This is a genomic window from Morganella psychrotolerans, from assembly GCF_001676055.1.
Lineage (GTDB): Bacteria > Pseudomonadota > Gammaproteobacteria > Enterobacterales > Enterobacteriaceae > Morganella > Morganella psychrotolerans_B.
Genome location: NZ_LZEX01000042.1, coordinates 119,313 through 145,355 on the forward strand (window position 1 = coordinate 119,313; position 26,043 = coordinate 145,355).

The window sequence follows — 26,043 nt, forward strand, 5'->3', positions numbered from 1 at the left end:
TATTACGTACTTTACCTTAATTAACGACGTTTTCCGGAGTACCGGCCATTAAAGGGATTGATATGACAAAGCAACGTAAATACGGGCTTATTCTGTTTACTATTATTGTACTGTCCGGCGGAGTCTGGCTGTCACAGTCCGGCACGATGCCGACAGATAAAGGCTATGAACTTTATCTGTCCGGCGATACTGAAGGTGCATTCCGTTATTTCTCCGAAAATGCAGAGAAAGACCCACAGGCCGCTTACGCGCTGGCAATGATGTATCTCGGTGGTATTGATATACCCGCAAGTAGTGAGCTGGGACAAAAATGGCTGCTGGCATCGGCACAAGCCGGAAATAAAAGCGCACTCTATAATCTTGGTTTTTACCGCTACCGTGGTTTAATAAAAGACACTCCGGACGACCTTTATGGTATTGACTCCCTGAAAAAATCGGCACAGGCCGGTGTACGGGAAGCGCAGGAATTACTGGGCAGTATTTACCTTCACGACAAATACAGAAATATTCCGTCAGATATAGAACTGGCCCGTAAATATATGACTGATGCCAAAGAACAAGGATCATTTATTGCAAAATTAGGGCTTGGATATATCGCTTACCAGAATGACAAGGATTATAAAAAAGCGGTTGAAATTCTTACCCCGCTGCTCAGTGAAAAATTTGTTTTCCCGGCCGTACTGCTTGCAGGTATTTATGAAGAAGGCGGTAATGGCATAGCACAGGATCTGAGTCAGGCAGAGAAATATAAATATATGGCGTTTTCACAGATAAGCTCTGTGAGCAGTGAAGATCTGGAACCACAACCACTGTCGCTTTACGGCTCTCTGACACAGAAAGAAATGACAGCCCGTCTGAATAAACTTGAAACACTGGCAAAAAATGGAAATCAAGCTGCCCGCTATACCCTTTTCTCTATTTATACGGATGGTGACGGTGTTATCCCCGATAAAGAAAAAGCCCTTACTTACCTGCAACCGCTGATTGATGCCAACGATCCGAAAGCGATGTATGCCTGGTATGTTGCCACCCGCTCACATCCTGATTATCTGAAAAAAGCGGCTGATGCCGGCTATCCCGATGCGCTTTTTCTGCTGTATCAGATATATGCCAATATCCGCATAGACTATGACATACAATATGACGCTGAGCTGGCGAAAGAATATCTGAAACGGGCAGCGGATACCGGGCACCGCGATGCGATGATGAGGATCATCGATACCACAGCGCGCAGTTATGCCTATCCGGATAAAGAAACCAATACACTTGTTTCATCCTATTTAGCCAAATTACTGGAAAAATATCCGCAAGACCCCGCTGTACTTATGCTGGCATCCGAACGCTATGGTGATGATGATGGTCATATTTACGATCCTGTCCGTGCATTTGAGTTCAATAAAAAAGCGGCGGAACTATCACCAAACCCGGAATATCAGGATAGCCTTGCTTATAAATACGGACATGGCATTGGTATTAAACAAGATCTGAAAAAATCAATTGAGATATATAAATCACTTATCGGCGATAAACATGATCGTGATGCAGATGACATCTCCCGCCATTTAACAGATATTTATTTCACTTACGATGGCGGAAACTATATTGATGAAAAAGAGATTATTGCCTTCCTGAAAGAGGATGTTGATAACAATAAAAACTACCGCCAGGCTTATTTCTATGCCGACATTCTGCTCCGCGACGATCCGGTTAAAAACCGGGAACGCGCTATGGAGTTATACGAAAAAGCACGGGAATACACATCCCGTGCAGATATTCATCAGGCAAAAGCCTTGATCGCGCTGAATACCGGAGAAAATAGTCAGGCCCTGAAACTGGTTCTGGATGTACTGGATAATGAACGTGCCCGCTATATTATTTCACCAAAAGAATGGAATGATGCGGCACAAATTCTGTTCAGTGAAGGAAAAAACAGTGCTGTTGCAAAACGTTTCTGGGTGAATTTTGCGCTGACAGACAATAATCCTGATGCCATAAAACTGATCGGGCCACTCATCGGTCATGATCCTGATGTCAGTTATTACTATGCATTATTAAAATTAACGCAGGCAGAAAATCAACCGGATATGACAGACGAAGTACTGCGTCCGTTAGTTGAGCTGATGCTGACTGCATCCGGACTCGGTAGTTCAGATGCGGACGAATATATTATTTCTCAGTTAAAACAATTTGATAACACAAGTAGTAAACCGGTTCATCTGCAAGCCTTTTTACGGATAACCGGGCTTGCTGAAGGGGATATTGTTCCACGGTATAAAAAGTGCGCCGATACCGGAAGCATCCGCTGCATGTATGAATTAGGGGAGATTTATACCAATGGTGATTACGGTGAAAAAACGGATCCGGATATCGCTATCGCCTGGTATGAAAAAATTCCGGACAAAGATTACCGGTTTACCACCTCACGTCTGAGAAACCTGAAAGAGGGCAAAGCCAAGCTTGCTGAGCTGAACGCCCTGGTACAAAAAGGCGATGCCGAAGCGACCTATTCATTGGCCTACGCCTGGAGAAACGGTAACTATGGTCTGAAAAGCGATCATAACATGTGGCTGAAATATCTGAAAATAAGTGCAGATGGTGGCTATAACGATGCAATGATCTCACTCATCGACAATTACAGTGAAACCGATACTATCAGTGCCGCCGATAAAGCCATGCTCCTGCACCTGTATGAACGACTTGCCGATGCCGGTGAGCAAAATTACACACGCAAACTGGCTGGCCAGTATCTCAGCGGCAGCAATCTGGTCAGCGCCGATCGTCAGAAAGCCCGCCATTACTTTACCAAAGCCGGCAGAGAGGGAAAGTATGAGCTCGGGGAAATGGATACGTTTGATCGTAACCTGAAACTCGCCGGTGAAAGTCCGAATGCCGCTTACCTGTTAGGTTATGCACTTCTGACAGGAAATGGTGCACAAAAAGATCAGAAAAAATCTGTCATTTACCTCCGGCAGGCTGCACAGGCCGGTCATGACCGGGCGGCTATTCTGCTTTCAGATATACTCACAGACGGTAAATATGACAAAACTGCTCAGCAGTGGATTGTAGAGCCGGATCTGAGTGAAGCTGTTACCTGGCTGCGTCAGTACCGGGGACCGCGTGATGTATCAGAAAATATCACATTCTATGAAACAAACCTTAAACCGGCTCTCAGCGGAGATAATAACGCTATTCTGGCAATCGGACAGAAGTATCAGCAGCAGGGAAATAACCCGGCGGCACAACTCTGGTTCGGAAAAAGTGCTGAAACCGGCTATGTCCCTGCATTTTGTTTACAAGCGGAAGTGACTGATAACCGGATAAAAAAACAGGAAATACTGCGCCGCGGCGCGGAGAAAGGAGATATCTGCTCTGAAGTACAGCTTGCGGCACTTTATCTGAGCGATCCCGCTTTTACACCGGATTCAGCGGAATGGAATGATGCCGTTTCATGGCTGGAAAAAGGCATAAAAAATGATGACCCGGCAGTGTCAGCGGCCGCATTTACGGCGCTGGCAGGGCTCTACAGTGGTAATACACGCAATGACAGCGGGGATTCATTCAGAAAACCCGATAATGAAAAATATCTCGCTTTCCTGCTATCCGTTGCCGATCATCGGGCAGATGCACAGATAGCCCTGTTCTTCTATTACCGGAATAACAATGATATTGATAACGCCGTAATTTATCTGAAAAAAGCACATGACGGCGGAGATATTTCTGCAACAGAACTGCTGTATAGACTCTATATGCCATCAACGTATTGCAAAAACTCTGATGATGCCGATAAAGCGGCTCTGTACCTGACAGACTGGCTTAAACGAACCCCGCATGAGAAAAACCGCCGGGATCGCTACACGCAACAGCCGGAAACTGACACTAAACAACTGGGTGATGCCTGGCTGGAAGGATACTGCGACATAGATCCAAATCCTGAGAAGGCCATTGCCTGGTATAAAACATCGCTGGAATACCATTCCACTCATGCGTTGTCTGCAATGTATAACGCACAGGTCAAAAATCAGAATGCAGCAGAAGCCTATTACTACGGATTACTGGCGGAGGTTTCTTCCCTGAATGAGTCAGGTCTGATTGCAACACTTTCAGAGCAGGACCGTAAGGCGGTTGAAGAGCAGGTTCGTAAAACACAGGAATACGAAAATTACGGTCAATTTGAAAAAGAAACAGAGGAACGTCGTCAAAAGGCTGAAAACGGAAATGCAAGTGCTGCATTCTCCCTGGCAGTCAGTTATGCGCGGGGGGAAACCGTACCGGAAGATACGAAAAAAATGCTGTATTACTATGAAATGGCAGGTAAAAATGGTTATGCACGCGCCTATAATGTATTAGGTAATTTGTACCGAAAGCCAAATGAACGCGGGATAGTGACTGATGGTGAAAAAGCCCTTTCCTATTTTGATGCAGGCGCAAAACTGGGAGACAGTAATACCGCTCATCTTGCCGGTGATATGCTCTATTTCGGCCAGGCAGGACTAAAAAAAGATTATGAACGGGCTGCGCAATATTATGACATGACATCATTAGAGCAAGGGGATCATCATAGCCTGGCAAAATATAAACTGGCCCTGATTTATTACAATAAACTGGCTGGAACAGGCAGTGATGAGGATCTCCGTAAAGCGCGTGATAGCCTGTTACTGGCTGCAAAATACGGTGATAAAGATGCCATACAGGCGCTGAAAGAGTGGGATTTTTCCCGTATTTCCGGGCACTGATTCAAAAAAGTACTAGTCAGGACTATTTCAAATCAGGTGATCGAGTTTAAGACTGACAGCAAAAAGCCTCTGCTTTCAACAAGCAGAGGCTTTTTAATACTGCTAATTATTTCTCAACAATTATATATTCTACACCATTTACATATTGGTTTCCGTAAGCCTTGTAACCCTGTAAACGGTAATTATCAGGAATATCATACTGCTCACTGGAGTCAACAATGACAGTTTGAGGATCTTCTCTGCCACATTTTACTGACGACCCATCCTTATAATTGAATGTAATAGAAGAAAGAACTTTATTACCTTCATAGCGACCAGTATTCGTCACGATTTTAGAGACATGAGAGACATTCTTCACTGTAATCAGCGATCCTCCGTTACCCCCAATTCCCCCCATGTTGTCAACTATCCCGCCGCAACGCATAGCTACTGTATAATCAGGTGGAGTTACAACAACAGATGCCGAACTACCAGTACTATAACCAAATGATTTTGAATGAATTAATGGTGATACATTCAGTGTTGCCTTAATTTCAAAAGGTTGATTCTGGTATATCCCTTTTGCAATAACCTCGGTGTTACCTGCAGCTTTTGCTGTGAGAATACCTGTAGCAGCAATAGCTGCAATCGCGTTATTACTCACAGACCATGTAACACTATTAGCCGGGACCGTGATCTTTTGGCCATTAGTTATATCTTTCGCCTCTAAGGCATACTGATATTGCAATGTTTCCCCCAATCTCAGATTGTCAGGGGTCAATGTAAACGTGTATTGAATAATGCTGCCATCCGTATTACCGCCGTCGGTGCCGTTACCGTCACTGCCCGGCACGGTGGTGACCGTTTCGGTGTTACCGGTGACGCCCGCGCCGTTTTTCGCCTGTACCGAGACCGCGATCACCTTGCCGGTGTCCGCCGCTTTCAGCACATACGCCGGCAGGCTGCCGTTCGTCGTAGCGATACCCTGCCCGCCGCTGACTGCCGCTTCGGTGCTGCCGTTTTCACCCCAGACCGCCACGGAGCTGTCCTGCGGATTACCGGTCTGCGCAGCAAAGGTATAGGTGCCGCGCAGGGTCTGCCCGACCGCCAGAGTCCCCTTGATCGCCAGCTGACTGACCGCCGGTTTGCCCGCTTCATCAGTGATGCCGCCGTTATTACCGCCGTCGGTGCCGTTACCGTCACTGCCCGGCACGGTGGTAACCGTTTCGGTGTTACCTGCTGTATTTAAAGCATTTCTTGCCTGTAAACTCAGTGATTTTATCTTCCCGACATCCTCTTTGACCAAGATATACCCGGGTATACTACCTGATGTAATAACCGTTTCACTCTGATTGAGACTGCTGGTTTTTCCCTCATTTCCCCACTGATAGCGGGATCTATCCTCATTATTACTTCCGTTAGCATTAAATTTATACGTTCCGGTTAAGGTCTCTCCTAACGCCAGCTTACCGGTTATCATCAATTCGCTGACAGCCGGTGCCCGGCCAATAATAGTTTTCGCTGATGCAATGCTGATATTCTGAATTTTCGGAGTCAGTAAAAACTCCCCTGATGATATACCCGCAGTTACTGTGGCATAGTAAGTTCCGGGATTATCCGGTACTTCGGTAAATTTGCTGACCGTGACGTCAGACTGTGAACCGGATAATGATTTAACTGACATAAGAATATCTGCAGCAACACCGGTTACAGGCTGATTATTCGTATTTTGCAATTTCAGTATTAACTGCGCAGTCGACTTGCCATCATTCGGCAGAAGGATTTCTGAAGGTGATAATGTGCTGCCGGCCGGACTTACTGCCGCTGAAGTTACTAATACCTGCGTACTCGCTTGTCGTGACGGGTTACCCGATTCATCATATGCAATGACAGAAACCGTATAGTGATTAACAGCCCCTTCCCCGTATTGATAATCAGGCAAAATAACACTGTACTCAGTAGTTCCTTCGCGGGTAATTTGTCCGCCATGTGCCAATAATTCCGGGGCACTCCATTCCACATGGCCGACACCGTTACGGCTGTTAACAGACAGGTTAAGTGTACGTCTTTCACCGGTGTACCCGCTTATCTGTGCAGGAAGTGAGACTGAAATCGTTTCTTTTTTACGGTATTCCAGAATGATATGGTTATTACGATCCACAAAATCGTAACGGTTGGACTGTAACAAGCGGCTGGCAAGTAGCTGATGAGAATCAAGTTGCTGCAACATAGGTACACCAAAGGTATAATTTAGATCTATACCAAACCGTGTATCATTTTCGCCACTTTTACCCTGACGTTGTTCTGCATTAAATGTCAGTAACGGGAAAGGCGAATAATTCGCGCCAACCGTCACCGCATATGGATTTTTTTGCTGATTATCTTTACCGAATAAGCCTACGCTATCGCCGTAATATTTTTCGTAAACTAATTTACCCCCAATCTCAGGGTATGCCGGCAGATAACCTTCAGCACGCAAATCCCAACCATCGGCCGGGCGCTCTTCATAAAATTGCACATCACGGGAATCTTTCCAGTCTGATGTTCTAAAATAGCCATTAGCCGATAATTTCATAAAATCACGTTGATATTCGGCACCCAGTCCGACCCGGGAATGACTCCGGGACCAGTCGTGATCATAGAATGTATTTACCCCGAGCATATAGTCAGACGCAAAAAAACGGTAACCCAGTCCTAAGTTTGATTGGGTCCGGCTTTCTGTGCGATGCAGTGACGCCTGTGAAAATACCATGTGTTCCGGTAATTCCCACAAAGGAACCAGAATATCCAACTGTGAATTTTTTAATGTAAAATCATTATCCACGTCAAATTTAACACGGGCTTTTCCCTTACCCTGCAACCATTCAGTAACTTCATTATTAGTTTGTGTATTAATTTCACCCACTGCCACAGAGCGGGCCAAATCTTTTGCCGCATCTCTGCCGGGATTATTTTGTAAAAAATGCCCTGCCTGTAATGCCGTCTGAGCAATACCAGCCGAATTACCTGCTGTTTCTGTGCCAGTGGTTTCTGTACCCACTGTTTTTACCGGTTCAGATCCGCCCGGAATATCAATTTCATCACCGATACCCAACTCTTCAAACGGTTTTGAAAATGTTCTGAACTGATTCAGTTTCTTTAACTGTTCAAGTGTTATACCTTGCTGTTTTGCAATACCTGCAGGTGTATCACCTAATCCCAGTGTATAAACTTTGGTCGCAGGTAATAACAGGAATGTTGTTCTTTTTTCTGTTGCATGAGCAAGTATTGACGGGGTAAATGAAAGAGACAACGGGAATACAATCTGTATTCCAATATTAAAAAATATAAAGTAGCGGTGACGGAGTGTCATTGAATTAAGTTCTGTTGTATTTGTCATAGCAGATTAGACCTATTAAAAAATGATGTTACCGGCAGAGCCGGTTAACACATGTATTTAATTTTTAACAAGATAAATTAACGTGATTTTTTGCAGGTATCTTTTCTTGATGTCTCCCGCTCACGAATTATTTGTAGCGTAGTATCTTCAGTAACGTATTCGCTTCCCATATCATCAAACGCTGTAAATGATAAGATTTTATAACCATGCAATGGCCCGTCGACAAGAATAGAAAAGTCATATTTTGCGTTCCCGGGGATTTGGTTAAAAGTAATAACGTTGGCATTTCCGGGGTAACAATGTTCATTAAGTATCAGATACGTTATCGCAACATGCTCAATTGGTGAGGCCATTTTATTCTCAATCGTACCGCCGATACGGTATTCTTTATCTGCTCCGGCACCGACATGGAATAATAATTCAGCCTGGTTTCCGGCATACACTGAAGAACATGAAAAAATAAAAAATATAATAAAAATAAACGATTTCATTACAACTCCGGTAATCTTTAAATTTAGCAGACGACTTTAAGTCTTTATAATAAATACGTTATTATCTGAACTGATACATTGATACATTGATACATTGATACATTGATACATGTTTTAGTGAAACCGCAGACACAAAGCATCGAAAATAGATTAATCATAAAAAGACAGATTGTATTTACACCTGAATAAAAACCTGTCTTTATCAGAGATATTTATATATTAAACGAGATAATAACTGCAGAAATCATACCATACTCACTGAAACAGTGATTAAACAATAGTCAATAAAGCAGAGGATCATTAAAACCATACAATTCAAAATACTGAAAAAACCAGATGATAACGTTCACTCTGTCGGTTCAGAAATACAATTCCATGGGTTATTTTCTGTTTTATAAGCATTTTTATTTAAATAGTTTTACTTAAAAGAGATTACATTGCAATACTTTTTATTTGCCTGTGACATTCGATTAAAATCATAATCACTATGTGTTCATATGTAACTAATTAATATGGTTGGAATTAGCTTAATTTATGATTATATCGCCATAAAATCGGATGAAAAAAACCAGCATTAAATTTTATTTTAATTAAAAACAGACAGTCAAATAAGAATGAAAAACCGTTATTATGGCGGGGTTACTTAGTGTACGAGACGTTAATGATTACGTGATTAATTGATTCATAAAGCATTATTTCACATCCTCATAAGTAGTATTCTATTTTACCTCACCAGTCTTTTAAAGATTAAACACATGTAATATTACTTATATCAAAAAATGTGTATTATCGCCATTACTGCCAGCCTGGTTTAATAATACACACTCTCTATTTCGATACATCCGCCAATTTAAATTTATAAACACCGATATATACATTCAAATTAAAAACATGTAATGTTCATTTACGGCATAAATCACCAGTTAACTGACTTACCACTGCTGTTACTATGACAGAGACTCTGCATTACTCTGTTAATATTATATTAGTTATTATTTTTAACCGGTATGTCTGAATGACAGTGGCGGCTTTACTTTTTCTGCACCGCTAGCCGGGGTGCAATGGAGGGGCTATATTTGATACAGCCCCTCCATTGCACTAAACACCCCGTAAAACCTGCTTACTCCAGCGCACTCAGAATAGCCTGTGCCGCTTTCACTCTTTCTGTATTCGGGTAGTTTTTATTCGCAAGGATAACAATTCCGACCTGTTTTTCCGGAATGAAAGCTACATAAGCACCAAAACCGTTTGTTGCGCCGGTTTTATGTACCCATGACGCTTTTTTGTATGGCTGAACGTGGTGATTGGTGACCGGATGAGGTTCTAATGCCACCTCATTCGTCACGCCGCCTGCTACCATGTCTGATTGCTGCGGCCAGTCATACATCTCCCAGCCAAGCCCCTGATTAATTGCAGCTGTTTTGTAGTAACGCGTCTGTGCAATTTTGATCCCGTTTTCCAGGTCACTGTCACCTGTCTCAGACGGGTTCATATTTGCTTCTATCCAGTTAAGCATGTCTTTTGAGGATGATTTCACGCCGTACGATTCCGCATCAAGCTGTCCAGCAGACAGGCGTACCGGCTCATTATTTTTATAACCATAGGCATACTGATTTTTTGCTGCATCCGGCACAGTAATAAATGTGTGTGACAGCGCCAGTGGTGTAAAAATACGCGTCTGAAGCGCTTTTTCATAAGGCATATTAATGGCTTTGGCGGTCAGAACACCAAACAGCCCGATACTACTGTTTGCATACAGACGCATATCTCCCGGTGTCCATTGTGGCTGCCACTGCTGATAAAAATGCAGTAAATCCTGCCGTGTGACTACCTCAGACGGCACCTGTAACGGTAATCCGCCCGCCGTGTAAGTTGCCAAATCCAGTAAGGTGATTTTCTTCCATTGCGCAGAATTAAGTTCCGACCAGTATTTTATGGCAGGATCACTCAGTGCAATCTCGTTTTTTGCCACCGATATGCCGCCAAGCACACCTGTAAAAGTTTTACTTACAGATCCAAGCTCAAATAGTGTATTTTCTGTTACCGGCTGTTTCGCCTGTACATCAGCAAGCCCGTAATTAAAGAAATACTGTTTTCCCTGTACGGTAACCGCTACAGCCATGCCCGGGATTGCCTGCTGCTTCAGTAACGGCTCAATCGTATTATTAACCGTGGCAGCGACGTCTGCCGCGATTGACAAGCCCGGTACTGAAAATGCCAGCAGCGCCGAAACCAGTGTTGCGGATAACGATTTTATCATCATAATTAATCTCTTATGTATATGGATTCCGGGCAGAAGTATCGTCAGAATACGGGTACAGAACAAACGGTAAATTATAACAAGAGCCTAAAGAAAAACTTACAGGTGCTATATGGTCAGACGCTACATCCCGCTGAATCCGCTCAGGGCATTTGAGGCCGCCGCCCGCCATCTCAGTTTTACCCGCGCCGCGGTCGAACTGAATGTCACTCATGCCGCCGTCAGCCAGCAGGTCCGATTGCTGGAAGAACAACTCAGGTGCGCGTTGTTTGTCCGCGTATCGCGCGGGCTGGTGCTGACCCATGAGGGCGAAAGTCTGCTGCCGGTACTCAATGAGGCGTTTGATAAAATCGCCGGTACGCTTGATCAGTTTTCACAGGGGCAATTCCGGGAGCGCATAAAAATCGGGGTGGTCGGGACATTTGCTGTCGGCTGGTTATTGCCGCGCCTTGCGGATTTTTATAAAAAATACCCGCATATTGATGTGCAGCTCTCCACGCATAATAACCATGTGGACCCTGCCGCAGAGGGACATGATTATACTATCCGCTTCGGAAACGGCGCATGGCATGAAGTGGATTCTGAATTAATTTTCAATGCACCGCATGCCCCGTTATGCGCGCCGTCGATTGCTGAAAAATTACAGCATCCTGATGATATTCATCAATTTACATTATTGCGATCTTACCGGCGGGATGAATGGAGCAGATGGATGAGTTGTGCCGGCGGCAAAGCGCTTTCGCCGTCACATCCGGTCATGGTGTTTGATACCTCGCTGGCAATGGCAGAAGCCGCACAACTCGGTGCCGGGATTGCAATTGCGCCGGTTTGCATGTTTGAGCGCCGGATACAATCCGGCGCTCTTGTTCAACCCTTCGCCGCAGAAATCACACTCGGCGGTTACTGGCTGACACACCTGCAATCACGCCCGGAAAGCCCGGCAATGAAGCTGTTTGCACAATGGTTAAAAGAATGTGGAGAGCCATGATCTCACTCTCCCTCCAGACTTTTTACCCGCAGCGCGTCGCCGTCACTGACCCGCAGGCGTTCACCCCGGCAATGAGGACATGCCGTCGCGTGCTGCATCACGGACACCGCCCGGCTGCAATCCCAGCACCAGCCTGCGCGGGGATAATATCAATGTGCAGTGTGCAGCCTTGTGCCACTGTGTCGCGGCAGGCAATATCAAACGCAAAACGCAGCGCGCTCTCTTCCACATCGGCAAGTGCGCCGATTTCCAGCCAGACATCCGTTACCCGCGTGATGCCGTGCTCCTGCGCCTGTTCGCGGATAATATCCGCCGCACTCATGCAGAGAGATAACTCATGCATGCCCGCGTTCCGCATGACGGAGAAATACCTCACGGCGACCTGCCATCTGCGGCGCGTCCGGGTCGCTTACCGGCAATGAGAGCAACATGCGCGCGCAATCATCTGCCAGCCGCATTCCCTCTTCAGCTGTCAGTGAATGTGGCAGAGGTGATAACAGTGAGCAGGTAAGATACTGTGATACACCGTCCAGTTCCCCGACGGTAAATGTCATGGTGCCGTACGGCAGTTGCAGCCCGATTTTTTCACTGACCTTGCGCTCCGGCCAGATTTGTCCGGGTCCCGGGAAAATCAGCACGCTGAACATCCACGGCGTAATGACACATCCCGTCCATTGTCCTTCAAACAAGGTGAAATTTGTGACATAAACCGGCATCGACGGATGCAGAAAAGTAAGATGCTGCATGGCATCACCGGCAATTTTTTCAAATGCCGTTTTTATCTGTGCCGCGGGGCTGTTCTGAAAGCCCTGAATATCGTCAGACATGTGCCGGCTCCTTTAAAATAGCTTCAACACCCGATTCACGCAGTGCCGCCAGCACCTGTTGCAGTGCGGGCTCAACCGCGGCTTTAAGTGTCTCCGTCATGCCGATTTCCGGCTCCAGAGATTCAGGGATAACCCCGACCAGCGTGAGTTTGCCGGGAAATTCCCCGGTGAAACGCAGGGCCGACAGCACATCTGACAGCCCGAGCTGATGCGGCGATATTTTATTGGTAAACAGTGCCGGAACGTCATCATCACGCAGAATTTTAATGGTTCCCGGCGTGCTTTTTGTGGTCACGATGGCATCGGCGATAATCAGATGATCCCGCCCCGCCATGCTGTCCAGCAGCTCCATTCCTGCCGTGCCGCCATCCATCACCTCGACATAGTCCGGCAGATGATAGCGCTGCTCCAGTGCTTCAACCACATGCACACCAATGGCTTCATCGGTCAGCAGGATATTACCGACACCCAGCACAAGAATCCGCATTACAGCACCTTCACTGAGACAGTTTCGTTACCATCGATATCAACAATGTGTACCGCACATGCCATACACGGGTCGAATGAGTGAATAGTCCGCACCACTTCCAGCGGTTTTTCAGGATCGGCAATTTTCAGCCCGACCAGCGACTGTTCATACGGCCCGACCACATCATTATTATTGCGCGGTCCACAGTTCCAGGTGGACGGCACAACCGCCTGATAGTTTTCAATGACACCGTCTTTGATAACCACCCAGTGAGATAACATCCCGCGCGGTGCTTCCAGGAAACCCACGCCTTTGATAACACCGGTTTCAGGGATCTCCGGTTTCACATAGGTAATATTGTCACCGGTACCGATATTAGCGATCAGCGCGGCATACTGATGTTGCAGAACCGCCTGCAATTCACAGCAGTGAACTGTGCGCCCGATAATACGACCGAGTGTGGAGTGTAATTGTTTTACTTCCAAAGGCTTGCCGGTTAATTGTGTATAAACCGCAATAATTTCATTCAGTTTTTCCTGCGTACCTTCATGTTTTGCCGCCAGTTTGCAGAACATATTTGCCAGCGGTCCCACTTCCACGGTTTTGCCGTACAGTGTCGGCGATTTTACCCAGGAATATTTGCCGTCCGGATCCCAGCCGGTGTAATTCGGATTGGTTGTCCCTTCCCACGGCTTTTGCGGCTCTTCATCCTGATACCAGGCGTGTTTTGCACTCTCCTGAATACCCTCGAGCAGGAATGGATCTGCCTGAGAGTCAATCGGGCGGAAGGTGCTCAAATCTGCATTTTCAATGTAGCCGCCCGGGAAAAGGAAACTGCCGTTTTTGCCGTCAGTCGGGAATTCCGGGGTGCTCAGATAATTCACCGCGCCCTGCCCGGTTTCAAACCACTGCGGATAGAATGCCGCGATCACCGCGGTATCCACTTTATAAACCTGCTCGACGAAATCATTGAGCTTATCAATGAATGATTTGATGTACATCAGGCGCTCAAGATTCAGTGTGCCGAGTCCGTCAAGGTTGATCGGGTTCGCCACACCACCGACAGCAAGATTCTGAATATGCGGGGTTTTTCCGCCCAACAGCGCCACAATGCGGTTAGCATCGCGCTGACATTCCAGTGCATGTAAATAGTGTGCCACTGCGATCAGATTGACTTCCGGCGGCAACTGCATCGCCGGGTGTCCCCAGTAGCCGTTGGCAAAAATGCCCAGTTGCCCGCTCTCCACCAGCGCTTTGATTTTTTCCTGCACGCGGGCGAATTCCTGCGTGCTGTTCAGCGACCAGCTTGATACTCCGCTCAGCATCGCGGAGGCTTTTGCCGGATCCGCTTTCAGTACCGAGGTGATATCCACCCAGTCCAGAGCAGAAAGCTGATAAAAATGAACAATATGGTCATGAGTGGTATGCGCCGCCAGTATGATATTGCGGATATATTGCGCATTCACCGGCACATCCAGATTGAGGGCATTTTCCACCGCACGCACCGATGCCAGGGCATGGGTGGTTGTGCAGACGCCGCAGATGCGTTGCAGGATCATCCAGGCATCACGCGGATCTTTGCCCTTCACAATTTTTTCCATACCGCGCCACATGGTGCCGGAAGCCCAGGCTTTGGTGACTTTGCCGTTATCGATTTCACAGTCGATGCGTAAATGCCCTTCGATACGGGTGACCGGATCAATCGTAATTCTCTGGCTCATGACTTGCTCGCCTCATGATAATTGTGAACAGATGATTTTTTTAAAGGAGGAATTATCGGTAACAGGCGGATCAACAAGATGTACGCGCAGATCTCAACAGCCACGAAACCAATCGAAATTAATAATTCTGCCGCCGACGGGAAGTAGTGATAGCCATTTCCCGGATCAAAGGCGAGCAGTGAATACGCAAGACGCCACGCCGCACAACCAAGCATCATGCTCAGTGCGCCGATGAAAAGCAGGCGTGAATCCCGGCGCAGTTTCGGCAGGCTGAATACCGCCAGCGCAAATGCCATCAGCAAAATTTCTGTCCAGAACATCGCAGAGTAATAGTCACCTGCAAAAGCAAGACTGAGTTTGCCGTGATAAATTAACTCGCCGAAACGCAGTACCAGAAACAGTGCCATCAGCACGCTGACCGTGACAGCCAGTTTGGTAAACAGGCTTTTCTCATCCGGCCCGTTGCCTTTCAGCCCGCTCTGCAACAGCGAACCTTCAAACACCACAATGGAAAAGCCCATAATAAAGGCGGTCAGCAGGGAGAACAGCGGCAACATTTCATAGCTCTGCCACAGAGGATGTACTTTATAACCGGCGGCAATCATCAGCGATCCCATGGATGACTGGTGCATCGCAGGCAGCAGTGCACCGAGGGCAATCACAAAAAACATGATTTTATTCAGCCGCTTCAGGGATATTTTCCAACCGAAGCGCTCAAATACTGCCGGGGCAAGCTCCAGCGCCATCACGCCGATATAAATCGTCATACAAACCGCGGTTTCCAGCAGAACGGAATTCACGTTAAAAATGCCGGGGATAAAAAAAGTTCGGCATATTCCAGTAACGACCTAAATCAATAGTGATGGATAATCCGCCCAGTGAATACCCCAGCAGACTTGCCAGCAGAGCCGGGCGCACCAGCGGGTGATATTCCCCTTTATTAAAGACGTACACCGCCCACGCCAGCGCCCAACCACCACAGGCAAATCCGGTGCCGATCAGCAGGTCAAAGGCAATCCAGATCCCCCACGGGTAGCCGCCGTTCAGATCAGAGACAGATCCCAGTCCGAAAATCAGACGTTTAACGATAAGCAGCGCACAAAGGATAACAAGCGGCCCGAAAATGATGATCGGCTTACTGAATAATTTTCCGCCCAGCGGTTTGGGATCATGACTCATGGTCGTCCCCTCCGTCATGATGGTCATTTTTGGTATTGCGGCGCACCAGCACGGTCAGCCCCGCCAGAACAGCAAGCGGCAGGATCATGCCTTTATAAAGGGTGTGCTGGATATTTTCCGAGCGGGCACCGGTTGACAGTTCAGCCAGTTCAGGTAATTGCAGATTTTTATACGGCACGCCGGTCAGTACCATCACCTGAGTTCCGCCGCCCTCTTTTTCCCCGTACAGATGCGGATAATAAGAAGGTACCGTGTGTTTATACACATCGCCGGTTTTCAGGGTCTGACGCGGATAGCGGTACTCTTCGCCTGCATTCAGTCCGAGGCGTTTTTTGGCTTCACTCATCAGATCTTCGCGGGAGCCGAAAATAATCGCGCCGGTCGGACACACATCCACACAGCCCGGCAGTCCGCCTTTATCCAGCAGTTCCACACCTTTCTGATTGCACAGCTCACACTTGTGGATCATCCCGAACGGGTTGTCATAATCATATTTCGGCACATCAAACGGGCAGCCGACCATGCAGTAACGACACCCGGTACAGACATCTTTGTCGTAATGAACGATGCCGGTGACCGGATGTTTTTTCAGTGCGCCGACCGGGCACACTGAGACACAGTTAGGATCAACGCAATGCATACATTGTTTCTTGATGTAGGCATAACCGTCTTTTTCCTGATCTTTGTGCTCACCCGTACCGCTCTGCCACACCTGAATAATGTTATTGGTGTACGGAGACAGCTTGTCATTGTTGGACCAGGTCTGTTCACCCTGCGGGTTGCGTCCCGGAAAATTAATATCCTGGCACTTAGTCACACAGGCCTGGCAGCCGATACACAATGTTGAGTCATAGAGCATACCGAGCGAGCCCGGGATCGGCGGGCGGTTTTCTGCCGCCGCATGACCTGCGGAGGAGCTTCCCAGAAGCAATGCCCCGCCGGAGGCTGCTTTAATAAAGTCACGCCTGTTCACAGTTACTCTCCCCGCGGCGAGTCAGCATCATTTTTCTTCTGCTGACGCCCCAGCTCCCGAACCGCCATAACACTGACACCGGCAACCAGCCCGACAACACCCCCGAGCAATCCGATGGCACCACCGGAGACTATGCCGCCCTCTTTCAGATCCACATCCGGTTTTTCCGCACGCGGTGTCGGGTTCTGCACAGAAGCAAGCTGATGGATGCCTTTATGGAAACCGACACCGGCTTCGTTACAGCCATAACAAGGATGCCCGATAGCCACCGGCCACACGCCGCCGACATCACAAAACTGCAATGTTGAGCAGTTACCGTAAGTTTCCGGTCCTTTGCAGCCCAGGTGATAGAGACACCAACCTTCGCGGTGACCTTCGTCACCGAACTCTTTGGCAAAACGACCGGCATCGAAATGTGCGCGGCGTTCGCAATGTTCGTGGATCAAGCGCCCGTAGGCAAAAAGCGGACGGTTTTTGCTATCCAGCTTCGGTACGGTGCCGTAGGTAATAATATGCACGACCGTTGCCAGGAAATTATGCGGATTCGGCGGGCAGCCCGGAATATTAATAATGGTTTTGCCCGGCAGCACTTCCTGAAGACCAACCGCGCCGGTCGGGTTATCACCCGCTGCCGCGACACCACCCCATGCGGCACAAGAGCCGATAGCAATAATCGCAGCCGCATTCTCAGCGGCTTTGCGGATGTGGTCAGCAATCGGCTCGCCTGCGATCATGCAATAAATGCCGTTATCTTTCAGTGGCACAGAGCCATCGACCACCAGCACATATTTGCCTTTGTATTTCTCAATGGCATTGTGTTTATTCGCTTCGGCCTGATGACCAAATGCGGCGGAGAGCACCTCGTGGTACTCCAGCGAAATCATATCAAGTATGAGGTTTTCGATTGTCGGGTGCGTCGCCCGGAGCAGGGACTCAGTGCAACCGGTACACTCCTGTGCAGATATCCAGATGACGGGGGGACAATCCTTACGGCTGACGGACGCCGCAATTTCGGCGGAAGCATTTGCACTGAGACCCATAGTGGCAGCTAATGCCGCACAGAGTTTCAGAAAGCCGCGCCGGTTAATACCCTCAGAAGTGATAAAAGTATTATCTTCAATCATTCTATTATTCCGTAGTGTTAATTTGAGACGTAATGTAATCGTTTTTTTAAATAATTAATGCGACACAGAACAAAATCAACACTAAAAATAAGGGTATTTAGCGGGGTTATGATCAATAAAAATGGATAAAATAATAAAATATTCATGACATTGGAGAACAGACAAAGGCAATCGGATGTTTTCATTAATATTTAACATTTAAAGCAATATAAACGTCTGAATGTTAAATCTGACTTTTGAATATTCCTAAATATTTAAATGCCCTGTAAAGATGACAAAAATGCCACATGAATGGAGTCAGCAAAAGCGCTAAGACCAGTCAGGGCAACGGATTACGGAATGTGAATCGTTCTGATTCACGGGTTAAAATAATGAAGAACAGTCAGGGTTGTCATATGATTTTTATACCTGAGATTAAAAAACAACCGTTATTTGTTTTTCTTATTTAACTTAACGTAAAAAATCATATTGCTGTAGTGCATTATAAAACACCTGTACTTTACCGCGTCTCTATTTTCATTTTTTATAATTAAATAAAGATCCCCACTGATGCAAATGAATATAAATCTCATTTTATAATTACTCTCAACAACAGAACACTTCCCTCTTAATAAATTACTGCGTAATTCAGTTACGACAATAACGCCATAACACCCCTGATAAACTAACTGACAAAAAATACACGGCATTTATGTTTACCTTCGCTGAAGAAAAGCAGAAACAACAGACATTAAAAGAAGATATCTCTGTAAAATACCGATTTTTAAATTAATAATACTGAAATACTAATAACCTGTAGCCCCTATTATGAATATATTGTTAATTAATAAATAATTACAATTTTTATTAAACTCTTAATATTCTTCCATAAAATAACAAATCACCAAAATACTCATTTAATGCTCACGTCGGTAATCATTTGAATTAAATTAAGTTTAAACTATTAATTTTTTCAGTTTGTTAAATTACCGATATATTGACTTGCCATAAGGTAAAAATTAAAATTTACTCTCTATGTAAGTATTTATATGCGTCAAGTACACTTCCGTTATCTGCTGAACAGGTAGCGACCTCCAATTCATTCCATCTCCGAAAAAAACAGGCAATGTGATGAAATTAAAAAAATTATCGTTCCTGATACTCTCAGTAACCGGCATGGCTTATTCTTCTGCGGGTATGGCTGATACCACGCCTCCCGCCACGGTAACACCTGAACCGATCCCTGAATTTAAGTTCAGTGATGAATCACTGCGTATTGAGCAGATTCAAAATGGTGGAAGCTATACGAATGCTGATAGTGATGCACTGAAAGCGACTGAAGCAAATAAAGGCATTACGATTAAGGGGCCAAAATTTCTGACTGAAATTGATATGGCGTATCCCTCATCAGTCGAACCAACCGTGAATTTCACTGACGATACCCACCTTATCGGCACAAACCTCGGTCACGCCTCTTTCCGGTTGGGCGACTCATACCGCGGAACCGCGTTTGATGACAGCAGCGTGATAAATATTACGCTCAAAGGTATTGATAAAAACAATACCGGGAACCTGCAACTGCATAACGGAACAAAGTCCTATAACACCACGGTTGATGCATGGGGTGTTATGGAGTTACGGACAGCATCAGATAAAGAAAAAGTACAGGCTTATAACACGCTGGTGAAAACCAACGGAAAATTGACGGTCAGCTACAATGCCTATGCTGAAAATAACCTGATCGACGGTGGTGAACTTTATATACCAATAGGTGCAAATGACGCCATTGTAAAAAATACCATTATCCGTAATGGCGGCACCTATACGATAGACGCCGGGACCGCCATTGATAACTATATTACCGGAGCGGGTAGTTACCAGGCAGTATCAGGACTGGCACTGAATAACTACATATATGAGGGTGGTTATCAGACTGTTTATGTTAATGACAGAAGTGGCGCTAAAAATACCACTATTTATCAGGGTGGTACGCAGCGGGTACGTTCAGGTACAGTTGAAGATACCCTGGTTTATGGTGATCAGATTATTTCTAACCATAGCGGTGACTGGAAAAACGGGCAGTGGGTCGCGGATAATGATCCTGACAAAACCTGGGGAAGCAATCCGACGGCTGAAAATACCCAAATCATGGCGGGTGGTACACAAACAGTCGGGCTGAACGGTAAAGCAGAAAATACTACTATTTATAAAGACGGTGTTCAATCTGTTGAAAATAAAGGTATCGCCACTCAAACAACAATAATGAATGGTGGCCTGCAATCAGTTAAACAAAACGGAAAAGCCTCAGACACCACAGTTAACAGCGGCGGCGTTCAGTCTGTTGAAGATAAAGGCTCTGTCACAAATACAACGGTGATAACCAACGGGGCTCAGTTTATTGCACAATATGCCCTCGCTGCGTCGACGATAATTGATGGCGGAACTCAGCATGTACAGGCAAACGGCAGTACCGAAAATACCACTATCAAAAATGGCGGGAACAGCACCCTGGATGACGGAGCATATTCTCTGGGTACACTGACTGTCGATAATGGTTCTCTGATTCTGGGCGCAGGCAGTGATCACACTCTGAATGGTGTTCTCAGTAAAGGCGCATACGCTGAACAGGTTAATCTGTATAACGATAAGTCATATATATATATAAGCCAGAATGCAGCATCTCCTGAGTCAATAGCGACTATCAATAAACTGACCAACAACGGTGTAACAGTATTCGGTGATATGACCGGAAATAATATTAATCATTACAGTCAGTTAAATATCAGTGAGCTCAGCGGTAACGGATTATTTGTGATGAATACCGGTCTCGCTGACGGCAAAGGTGATTTTCTGAATATCACTGACTCGGTCAGCGGTAATCATGGTGTCCGGGTGATGGATTCAGGTAAAGCGCTGGTCAGCAATACATCAGATCCGTACCGTTATCACCTGATCCACGCCGCAGGCAGCCAGAACGATACCTTCGCCCTGACTAATAAAAGTGTGGATTTAGGTGCTTACAAATACTATCTGGTTCAGGATAAAAATACAGCGGATGAATGGTATCTTTCTCCGGTGAAAGAAGTTCCACCGGTTGACCCTGTTGACCCTGTTGACCCTGTTGACCCTGTTGACCCTGTAGTTCCGGTTCTCCCTGAAATTACTGATCCGGCTAAAACCGCCCTGATGATTGCCAACGCCATCCCGACTGTCTGGAAAGGTGAATTAAGTACATTGCGCGCCCGCCTGGGTGAGTTACGTAATGATCCACAGGTTAATCTCGGAGTCTGGTCAAAAGCCACTACTGCCCGTCATAATATCAATAACAATGAGGTTGCTTACCGTCACGATATGAATGGTATCGTCGCCGGGGGTGACAAAATGACAGAATTTGAAAGCGGTAAACTCTGGACCGGGGTGCTCGTCGGCTACAGCCACTCCTCACTCGACATGGCTAAAAACGACGGTAAAATAGACAGTTACAGTCTGGGTGTTTATTCAACCTTCCGCCATAATTCAGGAGTTTATGTAGATGGCGTGGTGAAAGCCAACCATTTCCGCAGCACCTATGATGCCCGTTTCAATGACGGAAAAACATCGGCTGACAGTAATACAAACGGGTTTGGTTTCTCCGTTGAAGCCGGTAAATACTTTGAAAAAGATGATTACTTTATTGAGCCTTACGTTATGGTATCCGCCTTCCGGGGACAGGGTGCAGATTACCGCTACAGTAATGGTATGAGTATCAAAGCAGATGCTGCCAAATCGTTCAGCGGTGAACTGGGTGCAACTTTAGGTAAAAATTTCACACTGGGAAACGGCGCACAGATCAAACCTTATGTCCGTGTGGCAGTTAACCATGAGTTTGCCAAAAACGGCGAGGTTGAGCTTAATAAAGAAACCAAACGGACAAATGACATGTCCGGCACCACAGGAAAATACGGTGTTGGTATTGATGCCAAACTCAATGATAAATGGGCTGTTTACGGCGAATTTAACTACGCAAAAAGCAGTAAACAGGAAACACCTTACAGTGGTTTGATCGGCGTAAACTACCGGTTCTGATACAGCATCGGTTCTGATAAACCGGTTCTGTCAAACCAAAAACGGCAGGGAGAAATTCCTGCCGTTCTTTTATTCTGTTATCAGCCAATCAGTCCGTGTACCAGGATAACACCAATACAAACCGGCCCGATATAGCGCCATACCAACAGCAAACACTGACGTTTCAGACCGGTAATATTATCAGGGATCAGTGCATTCGCTTTACGTGACCAGCCGAAAATCAGGCAGACTGCAATACCGAACAGCGGCATCAGGATATTCGATGTCAGGTAATCCAGCAGATCAAACACCGTTTTTCCGCCGAGGGTAACATCACTCAGTGGTCCGAATGATAACGATACCGGGATCCCCATCAGCATAATCGAGGCCGTTACCACCAGACCCGCCCTGCGGCGCGTCCACTGAAAACGCATCTGAACATACGCCACAATATGCTCCAGCAATGAAATTGCGGAAGTCAGCGCCGCCATCAGTAATAAAACAAAGAAGGTTACTGCCAGAACTGAGCCGCCGGGTAAGTGGGCAAAATAAACCGGCATGGTCATAAAGGTCAGACCCGGCCCCGCATCCGGTGCCAGACCTGCAGCAGACAATGCAGGGAAAATCATCAGCCCCGCCAGTACGCACACCATGCAGGAGAGGATAACCACCCACATACTTGAGTTTGCAATACCTTTATTATCAGATAAATAGGCGCTGTAGGTAATATGAATACCCAGACCAATTGAGAGCGAGAAGAAAGCCAGGCCCAGTGCATCCAATACGCCTTTTCCGGTCAGTTTGCTGAAATCAGGATATAAAAATAATTTCAGTCCGGCAGACGAACCCGGCAGGCTGATACCAATGATAGTCAATGCAATCATGATAATAAATAATAACGGCATCATGACTTTAACGGATTTTTCCAGCCCGCGCTGTACACCCGCCAGCACCACAAAACAGGTCATACCGGCAAAGGTGAGATGAGCAATAACCGGCCACCAGGGATTACTGATAAAGCGGGTGAATATACCGGTCAGCTCTGCGCTGTCCGAAATATTCAGTTCACCAGTCGCTGCCATCACCGTATAACCGATAGTCCAGCCCCCGACGACACTGTAAAAGCTGTAAATACACCATGAACTGAACACACCGATAACACCAATCCATGCCCAGTGGCGTCCCATCATTTGTTTAAATGCATTAACAGCTTCAGCCCGCGTACTGCTGCCTAAAATATTTTCAGCCAGTAATACGGCAAGACCAATAATAAAACTGAATAACAGAAAAACGATCAAAAATGCGCCGCCGCCGTTAGATGCAGCAACATAAGAGAATTTCCAGATGGCACCGATGCCGATAGCAGAACCGGCGGCGGCTAAAATATGCCCGAAGCGGGACGTCCATTGCTGACTCATGCGGCCTCCTTCTGTGTCATCTGAGTGACAGAGGCGGCGGCAGAACAATTATTCTGCGGTGAAATGGTGCTGATAATAATCCTTGCCGTGTAACCAAACATCATAGGAACTCCCGTAAAAAAACAGTTCCACCAGCAGGTTACACATACAAAAAAGCCACCTTGCTGGTGGCTTGTGAAGAAAAACGAATAAACGCAGCCACCTAACTGAGTAGTAGGTTTAGGCTTAGCAGATGGTTAATGATTGCGTTCATGGTTTAGCTCTTCATATTTAAAAATGGGTATTTATTGCGCCACACCATGGTATGGCGCTCTGTTTCTTTTATACCACAAAAATAAATTTAAAAAATATAATAATTATTCAATACTCATTGTTTTGAGCATATCAACAAACGCATCAATATGATGGCGCTGTGTTACCGGATTCATAAATACCGCTTTTTCTCCCGGGATATAGGCAAACCGGTTGTGTTCTGCATACGTTGAGCAGGCTATTGAATCCACCCAGTTAGTATACAGACCCGCTTTACCGCGTTTGAGGAATAAATCACGATGCCAGTGGCTGTTGCGAACCATCATGTCATAGGCGGTTTTGTCACTCGCACAGGTCAGTTCATGTGCAAACATAGCCTGCGGATCTGTCACCAGTTTTGGTGAATAGAGACGGAACCCGACACTCGGCCCCTGGTTTTCCGGTACCATAACGCAGGCATTACCCATTGATAACAGGTGGTTACGAAGATAATTCGCATTTTGCAGACAGTGCGCAATAATTGTCTGATACCCTTCAATGCCCAGATAATGCAATCCGGCGTACGCCCCGAAGATCCCGACGCCGCTGCGGCTGCATTCGATAGTGGATTGCAGGTGGGTCTGCCCCTCCAGCGAGTGCTCAAAATAGGTAAAGTTTTCCGGATCGTTTTCCAATGCTTTGAAATCATCGCCATCACGAACCATCACAAGACTTGAGGTATAAGGCACATATCCCCATTTGTGAAAGTCGATCGTTATCGAATCTGCATACTTAAGCTGCTTAAATTTCTCAACATTATGGCGCAACCCGATCAGTGTGGCTTCATTAATTGCCAGCGGGTTCGTCGCAAAGTCATAATCAATAAAGAAGATAATCGGCCAGCCAACCGCCGCATCCACGTGAATATGCGGCTTATCCGTAATTTCAAATTCTTCACATAAACGGTTACGAAGATCATGAACCTGTTTAATCTCATCGACGCCAAACGTATCTGTTGTGCCGGCGGTCAGCAGAATAACCGGAATTTTACAGTGAACCGTATAACAGGCACGGATTTGCTGCTCAAGATCAGCAAGATCAATCGTATTGTCTGATGCCACCCGGATGCGGATAGTTTTGTTTTTAATATCCACACCCAGCAATGACAGGTTAGTGATATTAGAATAGTGCCCGCCCTGTGAATTGATTATGCGGAAATCCTGATCAACCGACATCCCCAGATGTTTGGACTGTTTAAGTGACTTACGGATCCCGAAAAGATACCCGTACAGGTTACACATAGTCCCGCCCTGGGTGAACAAACCAGACGCTTTGTCGGCATCATAACCAATCAGATTCGCGATTTTTCTGACCACGGTTTTTTCCATGGTATCTGCCACACCTGAGTATTCGCAGTACACCATATTCGGGTTTCCCAGCAATCCGAGCATGGAGCCGTAGACTGCCGGATCAGATGGCATGGCAATGACGTTTTCAACGGCAAGCGGGTTTTCCCAGTTTTTACACAGCGCTGATGCAAATACCAGTAAATCATCCTGACCTTCTCCCGGACGGATAACATTCTGACGGATATGTGAGTCATCTGCCAGACGGGAAAATAATTCAGCGCCATTCGGATAGCGGCCTATTTGCTGAACATCGGCCTGTGTGGTTTGCCGGAATTCAGTAATAGCCTGAATTTGCGGATGATTAAGAATCGGCCATTTGCCGGGATCCCGGCTGAAGAAATCGCTGATGACATTTTGATATTTAACTTCAAAATCTTTATTCAGCACATTCGCAGAAGCGGACGTGATATGTTCTGATTGATCCACAATTAGCTCCAAAATAGTAAATCACACAAGAGTATTGCCACTATTTTGCGCCTAATTAGTTGCATTTCAAATGATAAGAAGATAATCAACACCGTGATGAATAATAAAATAAATAAATAAATTCAATTAATTACATCAAAAAATGTGTGATAGTCAGGTTTAATATTTTTTAAATTATGACGGTGAGATCACAATTAATTGCACTGCAAAATATAATAAATACAGATTTTAAATTTAATTAACGCGAAGGAATACAGAATAATGTTCTGTAAAAGCACATATATAGCAAACTATTTAAACAGAGCCTAACACCAATGACAATAAATGATAAATTTATCTAATTTATTTATTCAGTCTGTTACCTGATTTATTCTGTGTAACGCCCGATATTTTGCCGGTTTGTGAGTAATCAT

13 protein-coding genes and 2 pseudogenes are annotated in these 26,043 nt (G+C 46.0%); 3 read left to right on the forward strand and 12 right to left on the reverse strand.

Annotation, left to right across the window (positions count from 1 at the left end; genetic code table 11):
* Positions 1 to 62 precede the first annotated feature (62 nt).
* Positions 63 to 4,733, forward strand: coding sequence for an SEL1-like repeat protein (locus tag AYY17_RS16180; RefSeq protein WP_067425303.1), 4,671 nt, complete (start codon positions 63 to 65; stop codon positions 4,731 to 4,733).
* A gap of 106 nt (positions 4,734 to 4,839) precedes the next feature.
* Here AYY17_RS16180 and AYY17_RS16185 read toward each other — a convergent pair whose 3' ends face one another.
* The 3 genes from AYY17_RS16185 to ampC all read right to left on the reverse strand — a co-directional run bounded on the left by AYY17_RS16185 (position 4,840) and on the right by ampC (position 10,842).
* On the reverse strand, positions 4,840 to 8,091 hold the full coding sequence (locus AYY17_RS16185) for an inverse autotransporter beta domain-containing protein (protein ID WP_067425306.1): 3,252 nt from the start codon (positions 8,089 to 8,091) through the stop codon (positions 4,840 to 4,842).
* A 77-nt stretch (positions 8,092 to 8,168) separates the two neighbouring features.
* Positions 8,169 to 8,582 carry a hypothetical protein gene (locus AYY17_RS16190; RefSeq protein WP_067425309.1) on the reverse strand — a complete coding sequence of 138 codons (414 nt, stop codon included), beginning with the start codon at positions 8,580 to 8,582 and terminating at the stop codon, positions 8,169 to 8,171.
* A 1,120-nt stretch (positions 8,583 to 9,702) separates the two neighbouring features.
* On the reverse strand, positions 9,703 to 10,842 hold the full coding sequence (ampC, locus tag AYY17_RS16195) for a class C beta-lactamase (RefSeq protein WP_082981438.1): 1,140 nt from the start codon (positions 10,840 to 10,842) through the stop codon (positions 9,703 to 9,705).
* 112 nt (positions 10,843 to 10,954) lie between these two features.
* Here ampC and ampR point away from each other — a divergent pair, with 112 nt between their 5' ends.
* Entirely contained in the window at positions 10,955 to 11,830 is an 876-nt protein-coding gene (gene ampR / locus AYY17_RS16200; protein WP_067425314.1) for a LysR family transcriptional regulator AmpR, read from the forward strand.
* Positions 11,831 to 11,832: 2 nt separating this feature from the next.
* On the opposite strand, the pseudogene hypA reads toward ampR, so the two are convergent.
* The 7 genes and pseudogenes from hypA to hybO all read right to left on the reverse strand — a co-directional run bounded on the left by hypA (position 11,833) and on the right by hybO (position 18,123).
* Positions 11,833 to 12,173: pseudogene (hypA, locus tag AYY17_RS16205) on the reverse strand (hydrogenase maturation nickel metallochaperone HypA).
* Positions 12,166 to 12,657 carry a hydrogenase-2 assembly chaperone gene (gene hybE / locus AYY17_RS16210; protein ID WP_067425316.1) on the reverse strand — a complete coding sequence of 164 codons (492 nt, stop codon included), beginning with the start codon at positions 12,655 to 12,657 and terminating at the stop codon, positions 12,166 to 12,168. The pseudogene hypA and the gene hybE overlap by 8 nt, the downstream one beginning before the upstream one ends.
* Entirely contained in the window at positions 12,650 to 13,144 is a 495-nt protein-coding gene (locus AYY17_RS16215; protein WP_067425319.1) for a HyaD/HybD family hydrogenase maturation endopeptidase, read from the reverse strand. Before AYY17_RS16215 ends, hybE begins: the two co-directional genes overlap by 8 nt.
* Positions 13,144 to 14,847 (reverse strand): hydrogenase 2 large subunit, encoded by a 1,704-nt coding sequence (hybC, locus tag AYY17_RS16220; RefSeq protein WP_067425321.1) that lies wholly within the window; start codon positions 14,845 to 14,847, stop codon positions 13,144 to 13,146. Before hybC ends, AYY17_RS16215 begins: the two co-directional genes overlap by 1 nt.
* Positions 14,844 to 16,026: pseudogene (gene hybB, locus AYY17_RS16225) on the reverse strand (Ni/Fe-hydrogenase cytochrome b subunit). The gene hybC and the pseudogene hybB overlap by 4 nt, the downstream one beginning before the upstream one ends.
* Complete coding sequence (hybA, locus tag AYY17_RS16230; RefSeq protein ID WP_067425324.1) at positions 16,016 to 16,999, reverse strand: hydrogenase 2 operon protein HybA; 984 nt, start codon at positions 16,997 to 16,999, stop codon at positions 16,016 to 16,018. The pseudogene hybB and the gene hybA overlap by 11 nt, the downstream one beginning before the upstream one ends.
* A 2-nt stretch (positions 17,000 to 17,001) precedes the next feature.
* Complete coding sequence (gene hybO / locus AYY17_RS16235; protein ID WP_067425327.1) at positions 17,002 to 18,123, reverse strand: hydrogenase 2 small subunit; 1,122 nt, start codon at positions 18,121 to 18,123, stop codon at positions 17,002 to 17,004.
* Positions 18,124 to 19,233: 1,110 nt separating this feature from the next.
* Here hybO and AYY17_RS16245 point away from each other — a divergent pair.
* Positions 19,234 to 22,167 carry an autotransporter outer membrane beta-barrel domain-containing protein gene (locus AYY17_RS16245; protein ID WP_067425333.1) on the forward strand — a complete coding sequence of 978 codons (2,934 nt, stop codon included), beginning with the start codon at positions 19,234 to 19,236 and terminating at the stop codon, positions 22,165 to 22,167.
* 80 nt (positions 22,168 to 22,247) lie between these two features.
* Here AYY17_RS16245 and AYY17_RS16250 read toward each other — a convergent pair whose 3' ends face one another.
* The gene (locus AYY17_RS16250) at positions 22,248 to 23,564 is read right to left on the reverse strand and encodes a sodium-dependent transporter (protein WP_067425336.1); all 1,317 of its coding nucleotides are present in this window, start codon (positions 23,562 to 23,564) and stop codon (positions 22,248 to 22,250) included.
* A 356-nt stretch (positions 23,565 to 23,920) separates the two neighbouring features.
* Positions 23,921 to 25,630, reverse strand: coding sequence for a pyridoxal phosphate-dependent decarboxylase family protein (locus AYY17_RS16255; protein WP_067425339.1), 1,710 nt, complete (start codon positions 25,628 to 25,630; stop codon positions 23,921 to 23,923).
* Between the last annotated feature and the right edge of the window lie 413 nt (positions 25,631 to 26,043).